The 22,899-nt window shown below is 72.0% G+C and carries 20 protein-coding genes; 11 read left to right on the top strand and 9 right to left on the bottom strand.

Annotation, left to right across the window (positions count from 1 at the left end):
- Positions 1–37 precede the first annotated feature (37 nt).
- Complete coding sequence (locus ACQ0O7_RS17075) at positions 38–988, top strand: helix-turn-helix transcriptional regulator (RefSeq protein ID WP_430783065.1); 951 nt, start codon at positions 38–40, stop codon at positions 986–988.
- Between the two features lie 114 nt (positions 989–1,102).
- Here ACQ0O7_RS17075 and ACQ0O7_RS17070 read toward each other — a convergent pair whose 3' ends face one another.
- Genes ACQ0O7_RS17070 through ACQ0O7_RS17055 form a run of 4 tightly spaced genes read right to left on the bottom strand, consistent with a single transcriptional unit; the run spans position 1,103 to position 3,731 of the window.
- A complete protein-coding gene (locus tag ACQ0O7_RS17070) occupies positions 1,103–2,059 on the bottom strand; it encodes a hypothetical protein (RefSeq protein ID WP_430783064.1) in 957 nt (318 codons plus the stop codon).
- Positions 2,056–2,631, bottom strand: a complete 576-nt coding sequence (locus ACQ0O7_RS17065; protein ID WP_430783063.1) for an RNA polymerase sigma factor — start codon at positions 2,629–2,631, stop codon at positions 2,056–2,058. Before ACQ0O7_RS17065 ends, ACQ0O7_RS17070 begins: the two co-directional genes overlap by 4 nt.
- Before the next feature lie 55 nt (positions 2,632–2,686).
- Positions 2,687–3,193 (bottom strand): GNAT family N-acetyltransferase, encoded by a 507-nt coding sequence (locus ACQ0O7_RS17060; RefSeq protein WP_430783062.1) that lies wholly within the window; start codon positions 3,191–3,193, stop codon positions 2,687–2,689.
- Positions 3,168–3,731, bottom strand: a complete 564-nt coding sequence (locus tag ACQ0O7_RS17055; protein ID WP_430783061.1) for a GNAT family N-acetyltransferase — start codon at positions 3,729–3,731, stop codon at positions 3,168–3,170. Before ACQ0O7_RS17055 ends, ACQ0O7_RS17060 begins: the two co-directional genes overlap by 26 nt.
- A gap of 76 nt (positions 3,732–3,807) precedes the next feature.
- Here ACQ0O7_RS17055 and ACQ0O7_RS17050 point away from each other — a divergent pair, with 76 nt between their 5' ends.
- Complete coding sequence (locus ACQ0O7_RS17050) at positions 3,808–5,157, top strand: family 20 glycosylhydrolase (protein ID WP_430783060.1); 1,350 nt, start codon at positions 3,808–3,810, stop codon at positions 5,155–5,157.
- Here the strand turns inward: ACQ0O7_RS17050 and ACQ0O7_RS17045 are convergent.
- Positions 5,120–6,391, bottom strand: coding sequence for a cytochrome P450 (locus ACQ0O7_RS17045; RefSeq protein WP_430783059.1), 1,272 nt, complete (start codon positions 6,389–6,391; stop codon positions 5,120–5,122). The two genes, ACQ0O7_RS17050 and ACQ0O7_RS17045, sit on opposite strands and share 38 nt — an antisense overlap.
- 89 nt (positions 6,392–6,480) lie before the next feature.
- Here ACQ0O7_RS17045 and ACQ0O7_RS17040 point away from each other — a divergent pair, with 89 nt between their 5' ends.
- Positions 6,481–8,961: a M48 family metalloprotease gene (locus ACQ0O7_RS17040; RefSeq protein WP_430783058.1), complete on the top strand. Its 2,481-nt coding sequence runs from the start codon at positions 6,481–6,483 to the stop codon at positions 8,959–8,961.
- A gap of 277 nt (positions 8,962–9,238) precedes the next feature.
- A complete protein-coding gene (locus tag ACQ0O7_RS17035; RefSeq protein ID WP_430783057.1) occupies positions 9,239–9,730 on the top strand; it encodes a hypothetical protein in 492 nt (163 codons plus the stop codon).
- A gap of 135 nt (positions 9,731–9,865) precedes the next feature.
- On the opposite strand, the gene ACQ0O7_RS17030 is transcribed toward ACQ0O7_RS17035, so the two are convergent.
- On the bottom strand, positions 9,866–10,834 hold the full coding sequence (locus ACQ0O7_RS17030; protein WP_430783056.1) for a hypothetical protein: 969 nt from the start codon (positions 10,832–10,834) through the stop codon (positions 9,866–9,868).
- 13 nt (positions 10,835–10,847) lie between these two features.
- On the bottom strand, positions 10,848–11,456 hold the full coding sequence (locus ACQ0O7_RS17025) for a hypothetical protein (protein WP_430783055.1): 609 nt from the start codon (positions 11,454–11,456) through the stop codon (positions 10,848–10,850).
- Between the two features lie 335 nt (positions 11,457–11,791).
- On the opposite strand from ACQ0O7_RS17025, the gene ACQ0O7_RS17020 reads away from it, so the two are divergent.
- From ACQ0O7_RS17020 to ACQ0O7_RS17005, 4 genes are read left to right on the top strand one after another with little or no spacing between them, the layout of a single operon-like run.
- Entirely contained in the window at positions 11,792–14,575 is a 2,784-nt protein-coding gene (locus ACQ0O7_RS17020; RefSeq protein WP_430783054.1) for a nitrate- and nitrite sensing domain-containing protein, read from the top strand.
- Positions 14,576–14,995 carry a roadblock/LC7 domain-containing protein gene (locus ACQ0O7_RS17015; protein WP_430783053.1) on the top strand — a complete coding sequence of 140 codons (420 nt, stop codon included), beginning with the start codon at positions 14,576–14,578 and terminating at the stop codon, positions 14,993–14,995.
- A gap of 10 nt (positions 14,996–15,005) precedes the next feature.
- Positions 15,006–15,374, top strand: a complete 369-nt coding sequence (locus ACQ0O7_RS17010; protein ID WP_430783052.1) for a DUF742 domain-containing protein — start codon at positions 15,006–15,008, stop codon at positions 15,372–15,374.
- Positions 15,355–15,954, top strand: coding sequence for a GTP-binding protein (locus tag ACQ0O7_RS17005; protein ID WP_430783051.1), 600 nt, complete (start codon positions 15,355–15,357; stop codon positions 15,952–15,954). The genes ACQ0O7_RS17010 and ACQ0O7_RS17005 overlap by 20 nt, the downstream gene beginning before the upstream one ends.
- 64 nt (positions 15,955–16,018) lie before the next feature.
- On the opposite strand, the gene ACQ0O7_RS17000 is transcribed toward ACQ0O7_RS17005, so the two are convergent.
- Entirely contained in the window at positions 16,019–17,590 is a 1,572-nt protein-coding gene (locus tag ACQ0O7_RS17000) for a BTAD domain-containing putative transcriptional regulator (RefSeq protein ID WP_430783050.1), read from the bottom strand.
- Between the two features lie 145 nt (positions 17,591–17,735).
- Here ACQ0O7_RS17000 and ACQ0O7_RS16995 point away from each other — a divergent pair, with 145 nt between their 5' ends.
- The 3 genes from ACQ0O7_RS16995 to ACQ0O7_RS16985 all read left to right on the top strand — a co-directional run bounded on the left by ACQ0O7_RS16995 (position 17,736) and on the right by ACQ0O7_RS16985 (position 21,650).
- Positions 17,736–18,524, top strand: coding sequence for a hypothetical protein (locus ACQ0O7_RS16995; RefSeq protein ID WP_430783048.1), 789 nt, complete (start codon positions 17,736–17,738; stop codon positions 18,522–18,524).
- Between the two features lie 106 nt (positions 18,525–18,630).
- A complete protein-coding gene (locus ACQ0O7_RS16990) occupies positions 18,631–19,689 on the top strand; it encodes a lactonase family protein (RefSeq protein ID WP_430783047.1) in 1,059 nt (352 codons plus the stop codon).
- Between the two features lie 248 nt (positions 19,690–19,937).
- A complete protein-coding gene (locus ACQ0O7_RS16985; RefSeq protein WP_430783046.1) occupies positions 19,938–21,650 on the top strand; it encodes a substrate-binding and VWA domain-containing protein in 1,713 nt (570 codons plus the stop codon).
- A gap of 54 nt (positions 21,651–21,704) precedes the next feature.
- Here the strand turns inward: ACQ0O7_RS16985 and ACQ0O7_RS16980 are convergent, their stop codons facing one another.
- Positions 21,705–22,859, bottom strand: coding sequence for an ROK family transcriptional regulator (locus tag ACQ0O7_RS16980; RefSeq protein ID WP_430783316.1), 1,155 nt, complete (start codon positions 22,857–22,859; stop codon positions 21,705–21,707).
- Positions 22,860–22,899 lie beyond the last annotated feature (40 nt).

Genomic DNA, 22,899 nt, shown 5'->3' with positions numbered 1-22,899 from the left:
GCCATTTTCTGACCGCAATCCGGGGGATCCTGGGGTCATGGCGAACACCAGCGCACGGATGCTGCGGCTGCTCTCCCTGTTGCAGACGCATCGCTACTGGCCGGGCTCCGAGTTGGCCGGCCGTCTCGAGGTCAGCCCGCGGACCCTGCGCCGGGACGTGGACCGGCTCCGCGAGCTGGGCTATCCGGTGGACGCGTCGCGCGGCGTGGCCGGTGGCTATCAGTTGCAGGCCGGCGCCGCGATGCCGCCGCTGCTGCTGGACGACGAGGAGGCGGTGGCGATCGCGGTCGGTCTGCGGACCGCCGCGGCGGGTGCGGTGGCCGGGTTCGAGGAGACCTCGGTACGGGCCCTGGCCAAGGTGATCCAGCTGCTCCCGCCCCGGTTGCGCCGCCGGATCGACGCGTTGCGGGCGGTCACCGCGCCGGGTGTCCCCGGTGGTGGCCCGGTGCTCGACGCGATGGTCCTGACCACTGTGGCGATGGCCTGCCGGGGTGAGGAGCGGCTGCGGTTCGACTACGCGCCCCGGGAGGGCACGTCCGGCCGCCGGCACGTGGAGCCGCATCGGCTGGTGTCCCTGGGCCGCCGGTGGTACCTGGTGGCCTGGGATCTGGAGCGCGGTGACTGGCGCAGTTTCCGGGTGGACCGGCTGGCCGGGCCGGAGCCGACCGGGGCCCGGTTCCGCCCGCGTGAGCTGCCCGGCGGTGATCCGGTGGAGTGGCTGCGCTCCCGGATCCGCACCATCCCGAGCCGGTACGAGGTGTCGGTCCGGCTGCGGACCGATGTGGACACCGTGCGCGCGGCGACCGGCCAGTGGGGCGCGGTCGAGGAGACCCCGGACGGCTGCCGGCTGCGGATGAACGTCGACGACCTGGGCTGGCCGGTGATGCTCCTGGGGGTGCTGGACGTGCCTTTCACCGTGGAGTCGCCGGATGAGCTGCGGCAACGGGTGCGGCGCACCGGCGAGGCGCTGCTGCGGCACACGGCATAGCTTCATGGACGGACCGGCGCCCCCGTGGCGCCGGTCCGCAGTGAAGAACTTAGTGACGGGGTACGACACTTCTCCGTCGCTGATAATCCACAGCTTATATAAATCTCGATGGAATCATTCCGGGCGGCGGACCGAGCCCGCCAGTTCCAGCACCTGCCCGCTGGTGAACGACCGCGGCGTCATCAGCCGGAAGGCCGAGCCGTCCCCGAGTCTCGCCTGCACCATCCAGAACTCGGTGGCCTGGAACAGATCGGCCGGGCGGTCCCGCACGGTCACCGTCGACGCCCTCTCCAGCCCCTGAATCTCCTCCGGCCGGGTCAACGGCTCGGTCCGCGGCGTCCACTGGATCCGGAACTCACTCTCCGGCCGCGCCGGATCCCGGTACATCAGGATGTTCTCGTCCTTGAACGCGGCCAGCTCCCAGCCGTCCGGGACCAGGCCGGCGGTCACCGCGAAACGCAGCCGCTGCGGCTTGTCCTCGACCCGGCCGGCCAGGTCGACCAGGGCGCCGGCGGTGGCGTACCGGCCCTGCCCGGTCAGGCGCAGCCACACGCCGTCGCGGTGCTCCCAGACCAGGTCGAGCAGCGGCCCGCCGCCGATGACGTCACCGGGCTCGAGAATCCGGCCCGGCCGCCCGCCGACCTCGACGTCCCGCTCGCCGATGCCCAGGAACCGTTTTCCGTGATCCGCGTCGGTGCTGGTCAGATAGACGTCGCTGCCGTCGTCGGCCGGATACACGGCGATCACCGGCCGGCCCGGATCGGCGGTGAAGGCGGCCTCGCCGAGACCGGGCAGCGTGTACGGGAACTCCGGCGCGGTGGCCGCCACCAGCCGGATCGGCCCGGCCACCGGTGCGGCCGGCGGCCCGGTGAGCCGGGGAATCATGACGCCGCCGGCCGCCACCGCGGCGGCCAGGCCCAGCCCGGCCATCAACAGGCCCCGGCGCCGGACCGGAGACGGGCGGCGTCCGGGCACGGCGGCGAGCAACCGGGCCCGTGTCGCGTCCAGCACCGCGTCCGAGGGGCCGGGAGCGTCCGGGCCGTAGGCGTCGAGCAGCTCCAGATCGTTCATTTCTCCTCCTCGGGCAAAGCCGGGCTCCCGGTCAGGGCCGGGCTCAAAGCGGCACGGGTCAGGGCGCGAGCCCGGTTGATCCGGGAGCGGACGGTGCCGACCGGGATGTCCAGGGTCGCGGCGATCTCCGCGTACGACAGCTGGGCATAGGCCAGCAGCAGCAGGGCGTCGCGGTCCCGGGCCTTGAGCTTCGCCAGCGCCGCGGCCAGATCGGCGCGCAACGCCACCGCGTCGACCCGGTCGTCCACCGTGTCGTCGGTGTGCGGCCGGGGCTGCTCCCCGGCGGCCCGGGCCAGCGCACGGTAGCGGCGTTCCTCCTGCCGGACGTGCCGGCGCAGGACGTTGGTGGCGATGCCGAAGAGCCAGGGCCGCACCTCCAGCCGCAGCGGCTGGTAGTCGGCGCGACGCCGGAAGGCGATCAGGAACGTCTCGGCGAGCAGGTCGTCCGCGGGCGTCCCGATCCGGCGGCCCAGGTAGCGGTGGATCGCCACCGCGTGCCGGTCGAAGAGCGGCGCGAATCGTTCCGGCTCCCGGACCGATTCGCGGATCAGCACCTCGTCGGCGATGCGCATCGGTAGCGAGCGTAAGTCGGTCACACCCGTTGATGCCCGAAGCCGCCGGCCGGGTTCAGATCGGCCGGGAGAACCGCCACGACCAGGCGTCGTCCGCCTCGGTGGAGCCGTAGGTGCGCCGCCGCTCCACCTTGCGGAAACCGCGCGCCTGGTAGAACGGGATGGCCAGCTCGTTGCCGTCCAGCGCGGCCACCCACATCTCGGTGGCGCCGGCCGCCCGCAACTGGCCGGTCACCCGGTCCAGCAGCAGCGTGCCCAGGCCGCGCCCGCGCTCGTCCGGGTCCAGATAGAGGGTGAAGAGCTCGCCCACCCCGGGGGCGGTGAGCCCGCCGACCCCGGCGCCGACGATCCGCCCGTCCTCCTCGGCCACCTGGTAGCCGAGCCAGCCCGGCGGCGCCGCCGCCACCTCCGCGGTGACCCGCTCCAGAGTGAAGAACTCGGCGAGCATCCGCTCGATGAACTCACTGCTCAACAGGGTCGGATAGGTCTTCCGATAGCCCCGCACGCAGATGTCGCGGATCGCCGCCGCGTCCTCGTCACGAGCCGCCCGAACCAGAACCATCCGGTGAGGATAGGTCGCGCTGCCGGATGTGGTCGTCGTGCCACTCGGAGCCGACCAGGAACCGTTTCACCCCGACGATGGTGAAGCCGTGCCGGCCGTAGAACCTCGCGGCCCGGGTGTTCTGCTGGTTGACGCCGAGCCAGCAGGTCGCCGCCCCGGTCCCGGCGGCCGCGGTCAGCGTGGCGGTCATCAGCTCGCCGGCCGCGCCGCTGCCGTGCCGCTCGGCGGCCAGATAGAACTTGCTCAGCTCGATGCTGGTCGCGCCGTCCACCACGGCGGCCACGTTCGGGTCGGCGATCGGGCCACGGACCAGCATCGAGTAGCCGAGCGGCTGATCACCGTCGGACACGAGCAGCAGGATCCGGCCGGGGTCGGCCAGATAGCCGGCGAACCGTTCCACCGACAGATGGGTGGCGACGAACGCGTCGATGTCGGCCTGGGTGGTGCCCGGTGGGCAGGCCAGGCCGAAGGTCCGGTCGGCCAGGTCGTGCAGGACCCGTTCGTCACCGGGGACGGAAAGACGTGTGGTGATCGGCATGGCGAAACTGTTTAGACTCTTCAGAGTGAGCGAGCGGATGAGACAACTCGGCGATGTTATACCGCGTCCGGCCTCGGTGCGCCCCGTCGAGGCGGCGGCGTTCGGAATCGCCGGGGCGGCGGTGAGCGCCCCGCCCGGACTGGCCGAGGTCGCCGGCCACCTCGGTCTGCCCCTCGCCGCCGACGGCGCGATCCGGCTGGTGCTGGACCCGGCGCTGGCCGCCGAGGCGTACCGGCTGGAGATCACCGCGACGGCGGTGACCCTGACCGGCGGCAGCGCGCAAGGCGTCTTCTGGGGTGTGCAGACGCTGCGCCAGCTCGGCCCGGTGCTGCCCGGCGGCGTCATCGAGGACCGCCCGCGGTACGCCTACCGCAGCGCCATGCTCGACCTGGCCCGGCACTTCTTCACCGCCGCCGAGATCAAGGCGCACGTGGATCTGCTGGTCCAGTTCAAGATCAATCATCTGCATCTGCACCTCACCGACGACCAGGGCTGGCGGCTGGAGATCCCCGGCTGGCCCCGGCTCACCGAGGTCAGCGGCGGCGAGGGCACCGGCGTCGACGGGGCCGGACCGGGCTTCCTCACCCTGTCCGAGTACGCCGACGTGGTCGCCTACGCGGCCGCCCGGTTCGTCACCGTGGTCCCCGAGATCGACATGCCCGGACACGTCAACGCGGTGCAGGTCGCCTACCCGGAACTCACCGCGGACGGCGCGCCGGTCTCCCCGCGCACCGACGCCGAGGTCGGCTACTCGTCACTGGTCGCGGCGAAGGAGGAGACCTACGCCTTCGTGGAGGCCGTGCTCAAGACCGTCGCCGACCTCACCCCCGGCCCCTACCTGCACATCGGCGGCGACGAGTGCCTCTCCACGCCGCCGGAGGACTACCGCGCCTTCCTCGCCCGGGTGCTGCCGATCCCCGGCGCCCTCGGCAAACGGGTGATCGGCTGGCACGAGATCGCCGCCGCCGACCTGCCCGCCGACGCGATCGTGCAGTACTGGCGGCCGGAAGCCGCCGACGACGCGGTCAGCCGGGCCGCCGCCGACGGCAACCAGGTCATCGTCTCCCCGGCGGACCGCACCTACCTGGACATGAAGTACGACTCCGGCAGCCCGCTCGGGCTGGACTGGGCCGGGCACGTGAGCGTGCGGCGCTCCTACGACTGGGACCCGGCCGAACGCCTGCCCGGCGTCGGCGAGGAGACCATCCTCGGTGTCGAGGCGCCGCTCTGGTCGGAGACCCTGCGCAGCGTCGACGACGTGCGGTACCTGACGTTCCCGCGGCTCCCCGCGGTCGCCGAGGTCGCCTGGACCCCGCAGGCCGGGCGGGACTGGGAGTCGTTCCGGGCACGGCTGGCCGCCTTCGGGCCGGTCTGGACGGCGGCCGGGATCAACTACCACCGCTCACCGGAGATCGACTGGCACTGACCTCGGCCGGTGCCGCCGCCGGCCGGCCCTCCGGGACCACCAGCACGATGCCCTCCCGGGGCCGGGCCGGGATCCGGGACAGGTCGATGGTGGTGTCCTGCGGCGGCAGATAGTGATCCAACTCGGCCAGCCGCCGGCTCAGCGTGCCCAGCAACGCGACCGTCACCTGCTCACCCGGGCAGCGATGCCCGGTCCGCGGATCACCCCCACCCTGCGGGATCAGCTCGAACTCGCCGATCTCCCGGCCCAGGAAACGATCCGGATCGAAGGTGTACGGATCCGGCCACACCTGCGGATCGTGGTTCTGCCCGTAGACGTCCAGCAGCACCAGCGTCCCGGCCGGGATCGGCTCACCCTGGAAGAACAGGTCCCGGGTCGCCCGCGCGCCCAGGAACGGCGCGAACGGATAGAAACGCCGCACCTCGTGTGCGAACGCCCGGGCGTCCTCGTCATCACCCGTGCGCAACCGGGACTGGAGCCGCGGCCACATGTCCATCGCGTGCCCGGCGAACGCCACGAACCACGCCACCGCGATCGCCGGCCGGATCACGTTCAAGAGCTCCACCGCCGCCGTACGGGGTTCGAGCAGCTCGCCGTCGTCCCGGTGGTGCGCGATCACCGACAGCGGGCTCCCGGTGCGGGGCCGGGCCCGGACCTCGGTGATCAGCCGGGCCAGCCGCCGCTCCTGAACCTCCCGGGCCAGCAGCGCGCGCACTGTCCGCGGACCGACTGTCGCGAACCCGTCGACCATCGCCAGACAGTCCCGGGCCAGGGCGTCAACGTCACGATCAGCATCCGGTACGCCCACCCAGCGCGACACCGCGGCCGCGATCACCCGGGCCGACTCGTCCAGCAGCCGCACCGGCGGGCCACCCCGCCACCGTGCCGCCGCCGCGTCGAACTCCCGCCCGGCCAGCTCGGCCAGCCGGACGGCGCCGTCCCCGTCCAGCAGCAGTGCGGTGAACAGCGCCTTCCGGTGCCGGTGCGCCGCCCCGTCCAGGGTGTGCACCGCGCCCCGGCCGAACAGCGTGCGCACCACCAGCCCCGGCAGTGCCGAATGGCGCTCCATGTCGTTCGCGTAGAAGAACCGGGCCGCGTCCGGCCCGCAGACCGCCACCGCCGGCTGCCCCAGCACCCGCGTCCGCACCGGGCCGCCACCCGTCCTCCGGCGCAGATCCGGTAACCACGCGTAACCCTTGAGAGCTACCGCAACTGTCTGATCGACGTCAGCCATGCCATCCGTATAACCCCCTGAACGGGCGCGAAACGATTACCCACGGTTTTGGCCCTACTCTGGTTCGTCATCGGGGAGGAGAACGGGTTTTGAGCAAGGGTGCACCGGCCGCCGCGCGATCGGCGGCCGCGCTGGCCGGGTTCGTGATCGTCGCGGGGCTGCAACTCGCGGTGGTGCTGATCGCCCTGGGGCTGCTGCTGCGGGCGCTGCCCGGCGGCTTCGCCCTGCGGATCGGCGTGCCGCTGAGCATCGCCACGATCGGCGCGCTCGGCTATGCCACCTGGCGTGCCCTGCACACCCGCCACCGGGTTCCGGCCGGGGTCGCGGTCAGCCGCGACCAGGCCCCCCGGCTGTGGGAGATGGTGGACGCCGCGGCCGCCGCCGCCCGGGTCCCCGCGCCGTCCGGGGTGACCGTGGTCGCCGACGCCACCGCCGCCCTCGGCGAGCGCACCCGGCTGCTCGGGCTGATCGGCGGGCGGCGTGACCTCTACCTCGGGCTGCCGCTGCTCCAGGCACTCGAACCGGACCGGCTGGCGGCGATCGTCGCGCACGAACTCGGCCACGGGTCGCCCACGCTCGGACGGTGGGCGCCGATGGCGTACCGGGGGCGGGTCGCCGTGGGGCGCACCATCCCGCGGATCGCGCGGCGCAACGTGGCCGGGGCGGTTCTTCGCGCGTACGCCGGGGTCTACCGCCGCCTGGACGCCCCGTTCAGCCGCGCGCAGGAACTCAACGCCGACCGGATCGCCGCCGCCCACGCCGGAACCGCCGCCGCTGTCGCCGCACTGCGCGACCTGCCCGCGCTGGCCGGGATGCAGCGGCTGTTCCACGCCGAGTACGTGGGGCCCGGCTGGCAGGCCGGATACGTGCCGGACGACGTGTTCGGCGGGCTGCTCCGGGTGCTGGCGGCCCGGACCACCGAGATGGCGATGCTGCGGGCGCGGGACCCGGAGCCGTCCGGCCCCTGGGACACCCACCCACCGCTGCCGGAGCGGATCGCGGCGCTGACCGCCACCGATTCCGTGGTCACCGGTGCCGAGCCATCCGGCTCTGCCATGTCCGGCTCTGCCGCGTCCGGCCGGGAATCGGCGGCCGGTCCCGCGGATTCCGCCCGTGCCGTCGGTGATTCGTCGGATTCATCCAAATCGTCCCCTGTGGATAACGCTGTGGATGAAGCCCTCGCGAAGGTGGGTGCCGGCGAGGTCGCCGTCGGTGGCGCCACGTCGCCCGCCGGATCGGCCAGGCGCGCCGACACCGGAGGCGAGCCCGGCCGGGAATCGGTGCCCGATCAGGCACCGGTGCCGAACCGGGAACTGGTGCCCGATCTGCCAGGACTCGGGCGGACGCTGCAAGCCGTCGCCTTCCCGCCGCGCGGGCGGACCGTGGTGAGCTGGGACGACTGTCTGAGTGTGGCGCGCACCTCGGAGATGGAGCGGGAGGCCGAGGCCGCGCTGGCGGCGATCGCCCGGGCCGTCGGGGCCGGTGTCCCGGACGCCGCGCACCTGCTCACCCTGGCCGCGGACGGGCGGTTGCGGGCCGCCGCGACCACCCTCTTCCCGGACGCGCCGCCGGAGGAGGCCACCTCGCGGATCGTCGAACTCCTCGCGCTGATGCTGGCCCTCGCCGCGCTGCGCAGCGGGGTGGCCCGCTGGCGGCACAGCTGGACCGGCGCGGCCGAGGTGGTCGCGGTCGACGGCGGCTACCTGGATCTCGCCGAACTGGCCGCCGCGGCCGCCGATCCGGAGACGACCGAGGCGGTCCGGGCCTACCTGACCCAGGCCGGTGTCGACCTGTCGGCGTCCGCCGCCGAGTCGGGGTCGGCGCGGGCCCAGGTGCTCGGCGGCCTGGTCAACCTGTCGGCGGACGGCTCCCACACCGACGTCCTGATCACCGATCTGGGCCTGTTGCTGGTCCCCGGCCTGCCCCGCAACCGCCGTCACGAGTCGAAGCGCCGCCTCACCCGGATCGCCGCCGACGGCATCCCGGCCGGCGCGCTCCTGCCCGCCGGTTCCGGTTCTGCCGGTTCGGGTCCCGGCGGTTCCGGTTCTGCCGGTCCCGGTCCCGGACCCGCCGGCCCCCGATCCGGGGCCGGCGCCGGCCCCGGCGCCGACCAGCCGGCATCGGCCCCCGCGGCGACGGGCCGGTCCTCGGCGGGCGGCGCTGCGGGTTCCTCCGTGGGCGATGCCGCGAGCGGTCGGCCGGACGCTTCGGCCGGCGGTTTGCCGGGAGCTTCGGCAGGTGGTTCTCCAGGCGCTTCGGCCGGCGGTTTGCCGGACGCTCCGGCGAGTGGCTCCGCGAGCGGTTCCGCGGGTGCCTCCCGGCACGCTTCCACCGGCGGCACCACCGGTGGTTCCGCGGGTTCCGGCGGGGTTCTGCCCAGGGGCGGGCGGTTCGTGTCGTTCGCGGATGTGGCCGGGGTGACCACGCTGCCGGGCCTGCGCAAGGGATGGGCGATCGGGCTGCGTGACGGCGGGGAGCTGACCCTGCGGCCGGCTCTGGACGCCGACGAGCTTCCCGGTGGCTGGGCGGCCTGGGACGAGGCGGTGGCGTTCCTCGCCGGAACTCGCTGACCCTTTCCTATTGGATGATCCATTTCGGACTCCGGCACTTGTTGCCGGGGTCCGATGGTGTTTTCCGGCTACTCGATGTGATGACGGAGTGAACCTGTCAAGGGTTGATTCCGTACTCGAAAGTGAAGGCAGTCGCCTGTCCGACGATTCTGCAACCGGTACGTCACTTTAGGTCACAATAACCTCAGTGATTGTTCGCTTCATCCACATCCGAAATGGGTAGCAGGGGTGCCGGATGGGGAGTGACGATCGTCTCGGAAGCGGGGGAGGGACCACAATGGAACAACGAGGTCCACTGGCACTCTTCGGGGCGATCGTGGCGGTCGGTGTCGGGCCGGCGCTCTGGCTCGGCGCCCAACTGGGCGCGGTCGATCTCGCGCCCGGTCAGCGTCCCGCCCCGATCGATGGACAGTTCCCGGGTGTCGACATGAATTTCGGTGGCGCCGGCGCGGGGGAGATGCCCGCCGACGGCGCGTCGTTCAGCCCGTACTCGTATCAGCCGGTGGCTCCGCCGGCCGCCACCTCCAGCACGCCGCGCACCGAGCCGGCCGCCTCGGCCACCTCGGCCGCCCCGAGTCCGCTGCCGTCCCGGAGTGTTCCGCCGATCGTGCTGCCGTCGATCCCGGCGTTCTCGGCGTCGCCGTCCGCGAGCCAGTCGGCGACCCCGCCGGCCGTCCCGGATCCGTCGGCGAGCGTCACCCCGTCCGAGTCGGTGCCGCCGGTGCCGGTGCCGGTGTCCAGCACGGAACCGGTGCCCGTCCAGCAGTGACGAGCCCGCGCGGCGATGACGGGAGAGGCCTTCGGCGAGAAGGCGATGAGCGAGGCCGTGGCGAGAAGGCGATGACGAAAGGGAGGGGAGCCGGATGCTCCCCTCCCTTTTCGTTCGTGCGGCGAGAAGTCCCGCTCAGAGACCGAGCAGCCGGTCCAGGATGTCGCGGTAGCTGCGGAACTCGACCCGCAGCGCCTCGGTGTCGTCGGAGCCCTTGCTGAACGAGCCCCGGTGGTCGCGCAAAGCGGCGGCCAGCTTGTCGACCGCCTCGTCGACCAGGCCGGAGGCGTCCGAGGTGGCGCCCTTCGGGTCGTCGACGAACCGGAGCTGGACGTCGCGCCAGCGGTCCCGCAGCGGCTGGGTGTCGGCGGCCGGGAAGAACGCCACCGGGCCGGTGGGGGTGGTCTCGGTCACCGGAGCCGGCGGGATCAGCGGCTCGTCCCGGTCCGTGACCTCGTCCCGGTCGTCGGCGTCGGTCTTGTCCGTGACATCGGTGGCGCCGAACGACTTGTCGTCGACGGTGCTGTCCGGCGTACCGGAAAGCTTGCCGGTCGTACCGAAATCGTTGTCGTCCTTCTTGTCTGCCGCGTCCGGAACGCCGTCGCCGTCCTTGTCGTCGACGTCCCGGGGCGTGCCGGTGTGGACCACCTGCGTGGCGTGCGGGTCGCCGGCGGAGTCGCGGTCGTCCAGGAAGCGGTCATCCGGGGAGCGGTCGTCCAGGGAGCGGTCGCCCGGGGAGCGGTCGTCCAGGGACAGGTCCACGTCGTCCTTGCCGTCGCGGTCCCGGTCGATCGGGGAGACCGGGGTGGGAGCCGGGTTGACCTGCACGGGCTCGGCCCGGTGGGTGCCGTCGTCGAAGGCGACCGTGCGGTCCGGATCGGACGATGAGGAGGAGGAGCCGGTGGTGGAGGAACCGGGCAGGGCGGTGGTCCGGTCCGGGTCGTCGTCGGTGTCGGCCGGCCGGGCCGGGGCGGAGCCGGCCACCGTGCCGGGCTCGTCGGAGCGGGTGTGCCAGGGCGAGCCGGCCCGCTGCTGGGGCACCGGGGTGCCGGTGTTCTCCTGCTCGTCGACGTTGTCCTTGGCCTCGTTGGAGAAGAAACGCATGGTGGGGGACTCCTCAGCGGCTGGTGGGTTCGGTGGGGGTGGCGGTGGTGTCGCCGGTGGCCGGTCGCGGCGCCGGGGTGGCGCGCCCGACCGGGTCCTCGCCGAGCAGGTCGGCGAAGAGGGCGCGGTAGTGGACGAGGGCCTGGCGCAGGTCCTCGGTGACGGCCTCGCCGTCCCGGCTGCGGCGGCTGATCTCGTGCGCCTCGCGGTAGTGCTCCAGGGTGGCGGCGTGCTCCACCGACAGGTCGGCGAGCCGCTCGTCGTAGTCGCCGGTCGGGTAGCCCCGCTCGGCGATCAGCCGGGTGACCAGCTCATCGGCGGTGGCGACGGCCTCGGCCGGGCTGTCCACGAACCGGATCTGGACCTCTTCCCAGGCGGTGGCGTAGCGGGAGCGGGATTCCGGGGACAGGGGCTTGAGTTCCAGCTGGGCGTGCCGCTTGGTGCGTTCGGTCAGCTCCTTCTCGGCCTCGGCGCGGTTGCCGGTGTCGGCGACCACACGGTCGTACTCGGGGCCGAAGGTCTGACGCAGCCGCCGGCGTTTGGCGGCCTGGACACCGAACACGACCGCGGCCAGGATCAGCAGGACGGCGACGATCAGGACGATGGTGGCGGTGGGGGACATCAGGTTCCTCCTTCTTCCACCGCCTGTATTCCCATCCACTACCGCGCGCCAATCCCCCTCCGGCCCGGTAAAGGCGTGCCAGGGTGTGATTCGGACAGCATGCGGGACGGACTGTCGTAAGCCCGACGATCTCTCAAAAAGATCGCGTGCCGTTCTGGCTGGACAAACAGGAGGGCGAGGGGCGATCCGGCTCGGGCGGGAACTAGCTGAGACGGACGTCATTACGTATTCTTCCGCAAGCGCTTGTCACGGCGTACCGGTCGTCATCCCCCAACGGCCGGAAGTACGGACGGACATGCTGATCGTTTCCTGCCGAACCCCTCGGGCGGAGCTTGATGAAGAGCCGTAACTGGTCGATCCGTTCGAAGATCATCGCGATGGTCGCGGTGCCGCTCTCCGCAGTGCTCGCGCTCTGGGTCTTCGCCACCACGGTGACCGCCGGCCCCGCCCTCAACCTGATCGAGGCCCGCGACTCGGTGGTGAAGCTGGGGGAGCCCGGCCTCCGGCTGATCTCCCAGCTCCAGCGCGAGCGGCACTTCTCGGCCATCTACCAGGGCACCGCCCGTCCGTCGAAGACCGAGTTGACCCGGGAACGGTCCACCACCGACCAGATCATCGAGGAGTTCCGCCGGTCGGCCGGTGAGGCCGAACCCAACGACGAGGTCCGGGCCCGGGTCACCGAGCTGCTGGCCGAGCTGGACGGGCTGCCGCAGATCCGCCAGGAGGTGGACGATCGCAAGCGGAGCTACTTCTACTCGGTGCAGGACTTCGACCGGATCATCGACGCCACCTTCGAGGTCTCCCGGACCGCGGCGGTGTTCATCCAGGGCCGGGTCGACCGGGAGAGCCGTGGTCTGATCTCCGCGTTCCGTGGCCTGGAGTATCTGAGCCGGATCGACGCTCTGCTGGCCGGCGCCAACGCGCAGGGCCGCATCGACGCCGCGGTCCGCGAGCAGATCATCCTCTCCATCGGTACGGCCGACTACCTGATCAGCTCGGGTGTCGAGGACATGCCGGAGAGGTCGCAGGGTGAGTACGCCAGCCTGATCACCCACTCCAGCTTCGTCGAACTCGACATCCTGAAGAAGAAGATGCTGGCCCAGGGGTACGTGGGTGGGCCCCCGCCGGTGTCCGGGATGGACTGGCAGCCCACCTACGACTACGTGGCGCAGGAGTTGCGGTCCTTCGGCATGCGGGTGGTCGACGAGATCGCCGAGGACGCGACGCCGCTGGCCATCGACATCATCGCCCGGCTGATCGCGGCCGCGCTGCTCGGCCTGGTCGCGCTGGGCCTGTCGGTCTACGTGTCGGTCCGCCTGGGCCGCTCGCTGGTCGGCCGGCTGATCCGGCTGCGGCGGGACGCCATCGAGCTGTCCTCCGCGCAGCTGCCGTCGGTGGTCCGGCGGCTCCGGCACGGCGAGAGTGTCGACGTGCAGATGGAGACCCCGCCGCTGGAGTACGGGCAGGACGAGATCGGCCAGCTCGGCCGGGCGTTCACCGAGGTCCAGCGTACGGCCGTGCAGTCGGCAGTGGACGAGGCGAACGTCCGCCGGGGCATCAACGAGGTCTTCCTCAACATCGCCCGGCGCAGCCAGACGCTGTTGCACCGGCAGCTCTCCCTGCTGGACAAGATGGAGCGCCGGGAGACCGACCCGCAGGAGCTGGAGGACCTGTACCGGGTCGACCACCTGGCCACCCGGATGCGGCGGCACGCCGAGGACCTGGTCATCCTGGCCGGTGCGGCCCCCGGCCGGGGCTGGCGCAACCCGGTGCCGGTGATCGACGTGGTCCGGGGCGCGATCAGTGAGGTGGAGGACTACAAGCGGGTCGACATCCGCGCGGTCGCCACCGCCGCCCTGGTCGGCCGGACCGTCGGTGACGTGATCCACCTGCTCGCCGAGCTGATCGAGAACGCGGCGTCCTACTCGCCGCCGCACACCCGGGTGCAGGTCAGCGGGCAGCTGCTGCCGAACGGGTACGCCGTCGAGATCGAGGACCGGGGCCTGGGGATGGCCGAGCCGGACATGGCGGAGGCGAACCGGCGTCTGGTCGAGCCACCGGACTTCGATCCGGCGGACAGCGCCCGGCTCGGTCTGTTCGTGGTGGCCCAGCTGGCGCACCGGCACGGCATCAAGGTGTCGCTGCGCACCTCACCGTACGGCGGCATCACCGCGATCGTGCTGGTCCCGGGCGAGCTGGTGGCGATCGTGCCCGGCGGCGGCAGCGGCCGTCCGGCCGGGGAGTCGTCCCGTGACCTGTCGGGCTCGCAGCCCCGGCGCAACGGCGCCGAGCAGCGGCAGATCACCGCGAACGGCAGCCTGACCGCCTTGGACGACGTGCGGGTGCCGATCAACGGCGCGACGATGGACGTACCGGTGATCTCCGGTCCGAAGACCCCGGTGGAGAGCCCCAACGGACCCGCGCCGAGTGTGGTCGCGGCCGAGCTGAGCGCCGAGGGCCTGGTCCAGCGCAAGCGGATCCGCAAGACGGTGGAGCAGCCGGCCGAGGGCGAGCAGTTCACCGGCCCGCGGTCCGGGGTGTCCATGCCGGTGGACGCCGGGCCGGCGCCGGATCAGACGTTCGACCTGTCGATGCTCGACGAGATCGCGGCGGGCCTGCCGGCCGGTGTGGCCCGGTCGGTCCCGCGCAACTCGGCGCCCGCCGCGCCGGTGGAGACCGAGCCGCCGACGGAGCCGTTGGTGCCGGTCGATGACGTACCACCGCTGGTTTCGGAGGGTGATGACGGTCTGCCCCGCCGTGTGCGGCAGGCCAACCTGGCTCCGCAGCTGCGCCAGCCGGTCGTGGACCCGGAGCCGAACGCCCCGGCCCGCAGCCCGGAACAGGCCCGCAGTCTGATGAGCGCACTACAGAGCGGCACTCGCCGTGGTCGTGTGGACGCGGCCCGCGAGGAGTCGGCCACGGCGGGGCTCGGGGCGGCCGAGCCTGTGGACGCGACGTTCGACAATGCCGCTACCGTCAGTTTCCCGGCCCTCGGGGATTCCGCGCGCGCGGCGTCCACGACGGCGGGAGTGAACGCACCATCCGGGCCGGAGGCCGGCGTGGACGGCGACCACGTCGATGGACCCGGGGAGAACCTCTTGCTGGAGAAGGACGCATAAGTGGCACAGACGAAGCAGAGCGCGAACCTCACCTGGCTCCTGGACGACCTCATCGAACGGGTACCGACCGCCAATCAGGCGGTGGTGCTCTCGGCCGACGGGCTGATGCTCGGCGCCTCCGCGGGGCTGAGCCGCGAGGACGCGGAGCACCTCTCGGCGATGGCGGCCGGATTCCAGAGCCTCGCCAAGGGCGCGAGCCGGCATTTCGAAGCGGGCGCGGTCCGGCAGACGGTGGTGGAGATGGAGGAGGCCTTCCTCTTCGTCACCGCCGCCGGCCAGGGCGCGTGCCTGGCCGTGCTCGCGTCCGCCGACGCCGACCTGGGACTGATCGCCTATGAGATGGCGATGCTGGTCACCCGGGTCGGCCAGACCATGGCGGCCCCCGAGCGGTCGGTGCTGACACCGTCCGACGTCTTCTGAGAAGCCGCGTATGACCCCACACGATTGGCTGGACAACGATGCGGGGCCGGTGGTTCGTCCGTACGCGATGACCCAGGGCCGTGTCGCCCCGGCGGACTGCGACTTCGACCTGGTCGCGTTCGTCGTGGCGACGGTGCCTGACCTGGCTTCGGGTCAGCAGCTGCAGCCGGAGCACCATGCCATCGTGGCGGCCGCCTGGGAGCCGATCTCCGTGGTCGAGCTGGCCTCACAGCTCGACCTGGCGATCGGCGTCGTCCGGGTGTTCCTCGGTGATCTACGCTCAGCGGGCTTGATCTCGCTGTACGAACCCCCGGCTGCCACGCAGCCGCACGACGTCGACGTACTCAAGGCGGTTGTCAATGGACTCCGTGCGCTCTGACCGCAACGGCGGCTCGTCGCGCATCCCCGTCGCTCTCAAGATCCTCATCGCCGGGGGGTTCGGGGCGGGCAAGACCACCATGGTCGGATCGGTCAGTGAGATCCGGCCGCTGCAGACCGAGGAAGTGCTCACCGGTGCCGAGGGCGCGGACGACGTCTCCGGAGTGGAGGCGAAGACCACCACCACGGTGACCATGGACTTCGGCCGGATCACCATCACCGAGGATCTGCAGCTCTACCTCTTCGGCACGCCGGGGCAGGACCGGTTCTGGTTCCTCTGGGACGAGCTGTCCCAGGGCGCGCTGGGCGCGGTGGTGCTGGCCGACACCCGCCGGCTGGCCGACTGTTTCCCGTCCATCGACTACTTCGAGCAGCGCGGGACCCCGTTCGTGGTCGCGGTGAACTGCTTCGACACCGAGCACCGGTTCGCGCCGGACGCGGTGGCCCGGGCTCTCGACCTGGACCCGGGTGTGCCGGTGGTCCTGTTCGACGCCCGCGACCAGGTGGCCGCCCGCAACGTGCTGATCGAGCTGGTGGAGTACGTGGCCCGCCGTCAGCTGACCGCCGCCGGCCACCGCTGACACGAGGTCAGTTCGTGTGCCGATTTCCGGCTCGATCCGAGCCGGAAATCGGCACACGAACTGTTCAGTGCTGGGCTTCGGCCTCGGCCTGGGGTGGCACGCAGATCAGCCAGGATGACAGGCGGCGCAGTGTCCTCGGCGTCAGCAGGCCCCGGTGCACCAGATCCTCGGGTGTCCGGTAGGGCCCGTTCTCGTACCGGTCCACGGCGATCCGGTGCGCCTCGACCAGGTTGATCCCGCGCAGTCCGGCCAGCACGTGCTCGGGCGCGTGGTTGAGGTCGACCAGCCCGCCGTCGTCGTAGTGGCGCGGCAGATCGGGCCGCCCGATGGCGTACTGGCGGGCGCCGGCCGGATTGAACGAGGCGTACTGGCGGGCCATCTGCCGCTGGGTCCGGGCCCGGCCGGAGTCGCCCGGGTGGTAGGCCAGGACCGCGCCGTGCACCGAGGCGAGCGCGATGATCCCGATGGCCAGGATCAGCCCGACGGCCTCCGCGTCCGATCCGATCTCGGCTTCCGGGGCGCTCGGGTCGACCAGCCAGAAGAACACCATCAGACCCACCGCGATCAGGTAGCCGATCGTGGAGAGCAGTTCGCGCAGGCTGCGCCGCTGGACCGCCGCGTAGGCGAAGTATCCCCAGCTGCCCAGTGAGCAGGTCATCGTCGGCACCATCGCGGCCAGGATGACCTCGGCCCAGACGCCGGCGTCGCGGCGCGGGGTGAGCGGCACGGCGGCGCCCATCGGACCGTATCCCCAGCCGGGGACCGCGGTCGCGTACGGGCCCGGCGAGATCGGCTGGGGGCCGGGCGAGGGCGGGGCCGGGAGCGGTGATGGCGCTGGGAGCGGTGGTGGCGCCGGGACCGGTGCTGGCGCCGACGCCGGCGGCTCGTTGCGCAGGATCTGCCGGTGCGTCTCCTGGAGGCGTTCGCCCGGCTCGGCGCCGAGTTCGTCGAGGAAGTACTCCCGGGCGTCGCGGAACGCCGCCAGCGCCTCGGCCTGCCGTCCGCTGCGGTAGAGCGCGATCATCAGCTGGGCCCGCAGACCCTCCCGGAGCGGGAACTCCTCCACCAGGCGCGACAACTCGGACACCAGCCCGGCGAAGCCGCCGCGGGACAGTTCGATCTCCGCCCACAGCTCCCAGGCGCTGGCGCGCTCCTCGTGCAGCCGGGTGCGGGCGGCCTCGAAGATCGATCCGGTCAGCCCGCCGAGGGCCTCGCCCCGCCACAGGTCCAGGGCGGTCCGGGCGGCCCGCGCCGCCTCCTCCAGGTTCCCGGCCCGCCGTTCGGCGTCGGCGCGGGCCAGCCCGTTGCGGAACTCCTCGGTGTCGAGGGCGCCGGTGCTCAGCACGTAGCCGCCGTCGGTGAGGGCGAGCAGCTCCCCGGGGGTGCGCGGCGAGCGGTCCGGGTCGAGCACCCGGCGCAGGCCGGCCACGTATTTCTGGACGACGTTCGGGCCGTTCTCCGGCGGATCGTCGCCCCACACCGCGGCGACGATCCGGTGCACCGGGACCGGCTTGCCGAGGTTCAGCAGCAGCACGGCGAGGACGGCGCGCTGCTTGGCCGGGCCGAGGTCGAGCGGGAGCCCGTTGCGGAACGCCCGGACGGCGCCCAGCAACTCGAACCGCGGCGGGTCCGTCACCCCGACACCCCCATGTCGACCAGCAGTTTCTCTCGACGGCAGCGGAACCGCAGCCGACGGCAGCATAGCCGCAGCGCATCGGCAGCCGTCGTCAGGAGGCTTCTCCCCATCAACGCATCACCGCCCCCGTGAGGAAACCGAAGCGATGAACGTTTTCACCGAACGCCTGGTGGGTTCGAGCGCCCTGCTGATCACCACCACCCTGCTGGCCGCCTGCGGTGTGGGCGAGGCCGTCAAGGACGTGGCCGGCGAGGTCTCCGCGGCCACCACACTGACCAAGGCCCTGCCGAACGCCGGGACACCGGTGTTCCACTACAGGATCAAGGGCGGCGTGCAGCCGCTCGCCGGGGTGGTGGACGCCCCGAACAAGTCGATGACCACCGAGATCAACGAGAAGATCCCGGACGCCGGTCTCACCCTGTCGATGAAGTTCCTGGTCATCGGGGATCAGGCGTGGACCAGGATCTCGTTCGACGGCGCGAAGTCCGGCTCCGGCCTGCCGAAGCTGCCGAAGAAGTGGATGAAGCTGGACTCCGGCAAGCTCTCCGCGGACTCGGCCGAGGACCTCACCTACCAGGGCGAGACCGATCCGGGCTTCGTGAGCTCGCTGCTGCTCGCCTCGGCGGACCTGAAGGAGACCGGCGAGCGGACGTACGCCGGCACCACCGACCTGACCCGGTCGACCGAGGCCGAGATCGTCGAGTCCGAGGTGCTCACCGCCCTGGGAGAGAAGGCCAAGGCGGTCCCGCTGGAGCTGACCCTGGACGCCGAGGGCCGGATCACGACCGCTCTCGTCGAGATCCCGGCGGCCGGCAAGGCCGGGGCCGCCACCTACGAGGTCGTCTACGACCAGTACGGCAGCGCCACCCCGGTGACGGCTCCGGCCGACGGTGTCGCCGCCACCGAGGACGTCTACGAGCTGCTCAACGGATAGGCAGCCGACGGCACACCGCCGACGGCATCGCGGGTCAAACGGGGGTCCGCGATGCCGTCGGCGGTGTGCTGCCGTGCTTTCCGGTGTTCTGTGGTGGGATCGGGGCATGGGTTCCAGCCATGAATACGTCTTCGTCGGTTGCTACACCGGGGACAAGGGAGGTGAGGGGGACGGCATCACGCTGCTGCGGCGCGACCCGTCCACCGGCGACCTGACCCGGCTCGGGCTGGCGGCGCGCACCCCGTCCCCTTCGTTCCTGGCACAACACCCCACCCTTCCGGTCCTGTACGCGGTGAACGAACTGGACCAGGGCACGGTCACCGCCTTCTCGGTGGCCCCGGACTGCTCGCTGATCCCGCTGACCACCCGCTCCACCGGCGGATCGGACCCGTGTCACCTCGCCGCCACCGCGGACGGCCGGCACCTGCTGGTGGCGAACTACGCGAGCGGGTCGGTGGCCGTACACCCGCTGGACGCCGAGGGGGTGCCCGGCGATCGCAGCGACCTGCTCACCCTCACCGGATCCGGTCCGGACGCGGAGCGTCAGGCCGGGCCGCACGCCCACCAGGTGGTTCCGGACCGCAACGGCGCCGACGTGCTCATCTCCGACCTGGGCTCGGACCGGGTGTGGCGGTCGCGGCTCGATCCGAACACGGGCCGGCTGGGCGCCCCGGAGCCGGCCGTGCGGGCGAAGGCGGGCACCGGCCCGCGGCACCTGCGGCTGTCCGGTGACGGCGCGCTGCTGCTCGCCGGTGAGCTGACCGGGACGCTCTCCTGGTACCGCCCGGCCGGTGGTCCCACGCTCGAGTCGTGGGGCGAGACCGCGTCCAGCACGCTGCCGGGCCCGGTCTACCCGTCGGAGATCGCGATGGGCCCCGACGGCCGGTTCGTCTATGTGGCCAACCGCGGCCCGGACACCGTGTCGGCCTTCGCCTGGGACGGCGAGAGCGCCACCCTGATCGCCGAGGTGCCGACCGGCGGGGTGTGGCCGCGGCACATGGTGCTGCTCGGGGATCACCTCTACGTGACCAATCAGCGTTCACACAACGTGACCGTTTTCCGCATCGATCCGGATACCGGAATCCCCGGACGGCAAGGCGAACCGACCGGAGAGCCGACACCGACCTGTCTGCTCCGATGGAATCCGCCGATGATCAGGTCATAGGGGAGATCGGACATTGTGGCGCGTCGGTGACGTACCCGGGCCAACCCGGCGCGTCACCGGCCCTCCCAGGCACCCATCGGAACGGCGTCATCACGCTCGGTATTTTCTAGATCCAGAAGCGCCAATCTGAGTAATTTTCGACCGAACGTATATGGCATTCAGCTTCGGACATGCGCACTATTGAGCGCGTGTCTGGCCGCCATCGTAGGAACTTCAACTCAAAGGGAGCGAGCGTCGTCGGAGGTGCGATGGCGCTCGTCGTCGTAGTCGCCGGTACGTACCTCGGCTATCAGCAGTTCGCCGACAACTCGTGCACCGGTTCGGTGAACCTGACCGTCGCGGCGTCTCCCGAGATCAAGCCTGCCGTCGAGCAGGTAGCCGCGCAGTGGAGCCAAGCGGGCACCGGAGTCGACGGGACGTGTGTCTCCGTCGCGGTCGAGGCGGTGAACTCGGCGACGATCGCCGGCGCGGTCTCCCGCGACCACTCGGTCACGCTGGTCGGCCTGGACAAGGCCCCCGACGCCGTCCAGGTCCCCGACGTGTGGATCCCGGACTCCTCGACCTGGCTGATGCGCCTGCAGACCGAGGCCGCCGGCTTCCTGCCGAGTGCGGTCTCCTCGGTGGCGCAGAGCCCACTGGTCCTCGCCGCGCCCGAGCCCATCGCCGAGCGGATGGGCTGGCCGAACAAGAAGATCGGCTGGACCGACCTGCTCGGCAACTTCAGCTCCGACGAGCCGCTGTCGGTCGGCATCATGAACCCGACCATGGACTCGTCCGGTCTCAGCAGCCTGCTGGCGATCAGCCAGTCGGTCGGCACCGCGTCGGCCGAGGCGAACCAGGCCAAGACCCGCGCGCTGACCGTGCTGGCGAACAACAAGTACAACCTGCGCGACGAGTTGCTGGCCAAGTTCCCCAAGTCGGAGGGTGACCTGGGCGCCACCGACGCGGTGAGCATCGCGCCGGTGTCCGAGGAGGACGTGGTGGCGTACAACGCCCAGCGTCCGGGCGTGCCGCTCGCCGCGATGTACCTGGACCCGAGCCCGCCCCCGCTGGACTACCCGTACACGATCATGCCGCAGGTGGTGGACCAGCAGAAGTCGGCCGCCGCCAAGGCGCTGCTCGGACAGCTCTCCGCCGGTGGTGGCAAGGACGCGCTGGCCGCCGTCGGCCTGCGCTCCCCGGACGGCACCTACGGCGCCAGTTTCGCGGCGCCGATGGGCGCGCCCCAGGCGTCGCCGGCCGTCGCCAACCCGGCCGACAAGGCGGCCAGCGGCGGCACCGCGGCCGCCGCCGAGACCGGCGCCGCGCTGAGCGCCGTGGTCGGCAGCTGGATCGCCATCACCACGCCCGGCCGGGCCCTGACGATCTTCGACACCTCCGGCTCGATGCGGGACCCGGTGCCGACCGCGGGTAACAAGACCCGTGCCCAGGTCACCCAGGCCGCGGCCCGGACCGGTCTGGGCCTGTTCAGTGACAAGTGGTCGGTCGGGGTGTGGCGGTTCTCGACCAGTGAGAACGGCGGGTTGCCGTACCGCGAGCTGGTGCCGATCAAGTCGCTGAGCACCTCGCGCAGCGAGCTCCAGGCGTCGATCGACGACCTGACGCCGAAGCAGAACGGCGGCACCGGTCTGTACGACTCGCTGCTCGCCGGCTACAAGCACGTGAAGAAGGGCTGGACCAAGAACAAGATCAACTCGGTCATCCTCTTCACCGACGGCAAGAACGAGTTCAGCGACGGTCTCAGCGACGACCAGTTCCTGTCGCAGTTCGAGAAGGAGGTCGACCCGACCAAGCCGATCCGGGTGATCCTCATCGGCATCGGCGACGGGGTCAGCGAATCCGAGCTGAAGGCGATCCAGAACGTCGACGAGAAGAACGTCGGTGTGTTCATCGCGAAGGACCCGACGAAGATCACCACGATCTTCGCGCAGGCGATCGGTTCGCGTACCGGCGTGAAGTGATCCCCTGATCGCAGGTGCCGTGACGGCCGTCGTCCCCCGGGGCGGCGGCCGTCGTCATGCGCCCCGGCGCAGCCAGGCCGCCGGATCCTCACGGACCGCCCGGATCACCGTGTCCGCGGCGCCCCGCATCGCGGCGTCCGCGCCCAGCGCCGCCGGCCGCAGCGCCACCGGCGCCAGCCCCGCGGTCAGCACCCGGCGGCGCAGTTCGGTCTCGATGCCGTCCCGGAGCGGGGCGAAGACCGGCGCGTACGCCCCACCCAGCACGATCACCGGCACGTCGAGCAGGTTGACCACCGCGGACAGGGCGATGCCCAGCGCGGCCGCGGCCAGGGGCACGTCGTCGTCCAGGGCCTCCTGGCCGGCGTACTGCTCCAGGCAGCCACTCGCCCCGCAGCGGCACGGCCGGCCGTCCGGGAAGACCGTCATGTGGCCGATCTCGCCGCTCCAGCCGCGCACCCCCCGATAGAGCTCGCCGTCCAGCACCAGCCCGGCGCCGATGCCGACCTCGCCGGAGACGTAGAGGAACGAACTTTTCTCAACCCGGCCAGGCCGGTCCGACCCGGAGCCGTCCGGCGACCCGGCACCGCGCTGCTCGATGTCGGATGGAAAGAAGTTCGCAGTGGGTCCTCCGCCGGTCGCCCGCAGCTCGCCGAGGGCCGCCAGGTTGGCCTCGTTGTCCACCGTCACCGGCAGGCCGGCCAGTTCGGGGACGGCGCTCAGGGCGGCCGCCGCGTCCACGTCCTGCCAGCCCAGGTTGGGGGCGACCCGGACCAGCCCGCCCCCGGCCACCAGGCCGGGCACGGCGATCGCGGCGCCGGCCACGGTCAGCCCGTCGGCCTCGGCGGCGAGCCGGGCGCGGGCGGCCAGGCCACCGAGGGCGGCCAGCGACTGCGCCGGGTCGGCCGGGCGCTGGTCGGCGTGCTCGACCCAGCGCTGCCGGACGGCGCCGGTGAGATCGACCACGCAGGCGGCCAGATAGTCGACGTTGATCTCCAGCCCGAGCCCGGCCGGGCCGGCCGCGTTGAGCGCGAGACCGACCGCGGGACGGCCCGCGCCGGTGCGCGGCGGCGGTGCGACCTCGGCCAGCAGGCCGCCGGCCACCAGATCGTCGACAAGGGCGGAAACGGTCGCGCGGGTGAGTCCGGTGGCCGCCGCGACACCGGCCCGAGATGGCCGATCTGCGCTGTTCGCCACAGTGTGCAGCACCAGCGCGAGATTATGGGCGCGCACGCCGGCCTGACGAACCGGT

The organism is Actinoplanes sp. G11-F43 (genome assembly GCF_050589265.1).
GTDB lineage: Bacteria > Actinomycetota > Actinomycetes > Mycobacteriales > Micromonosporaceae > Actinoplanes.
Note: the sequence above shows the minus strand (reverse complement) of the source record. Positions and strands in the feature narration are given on the sequence as shown.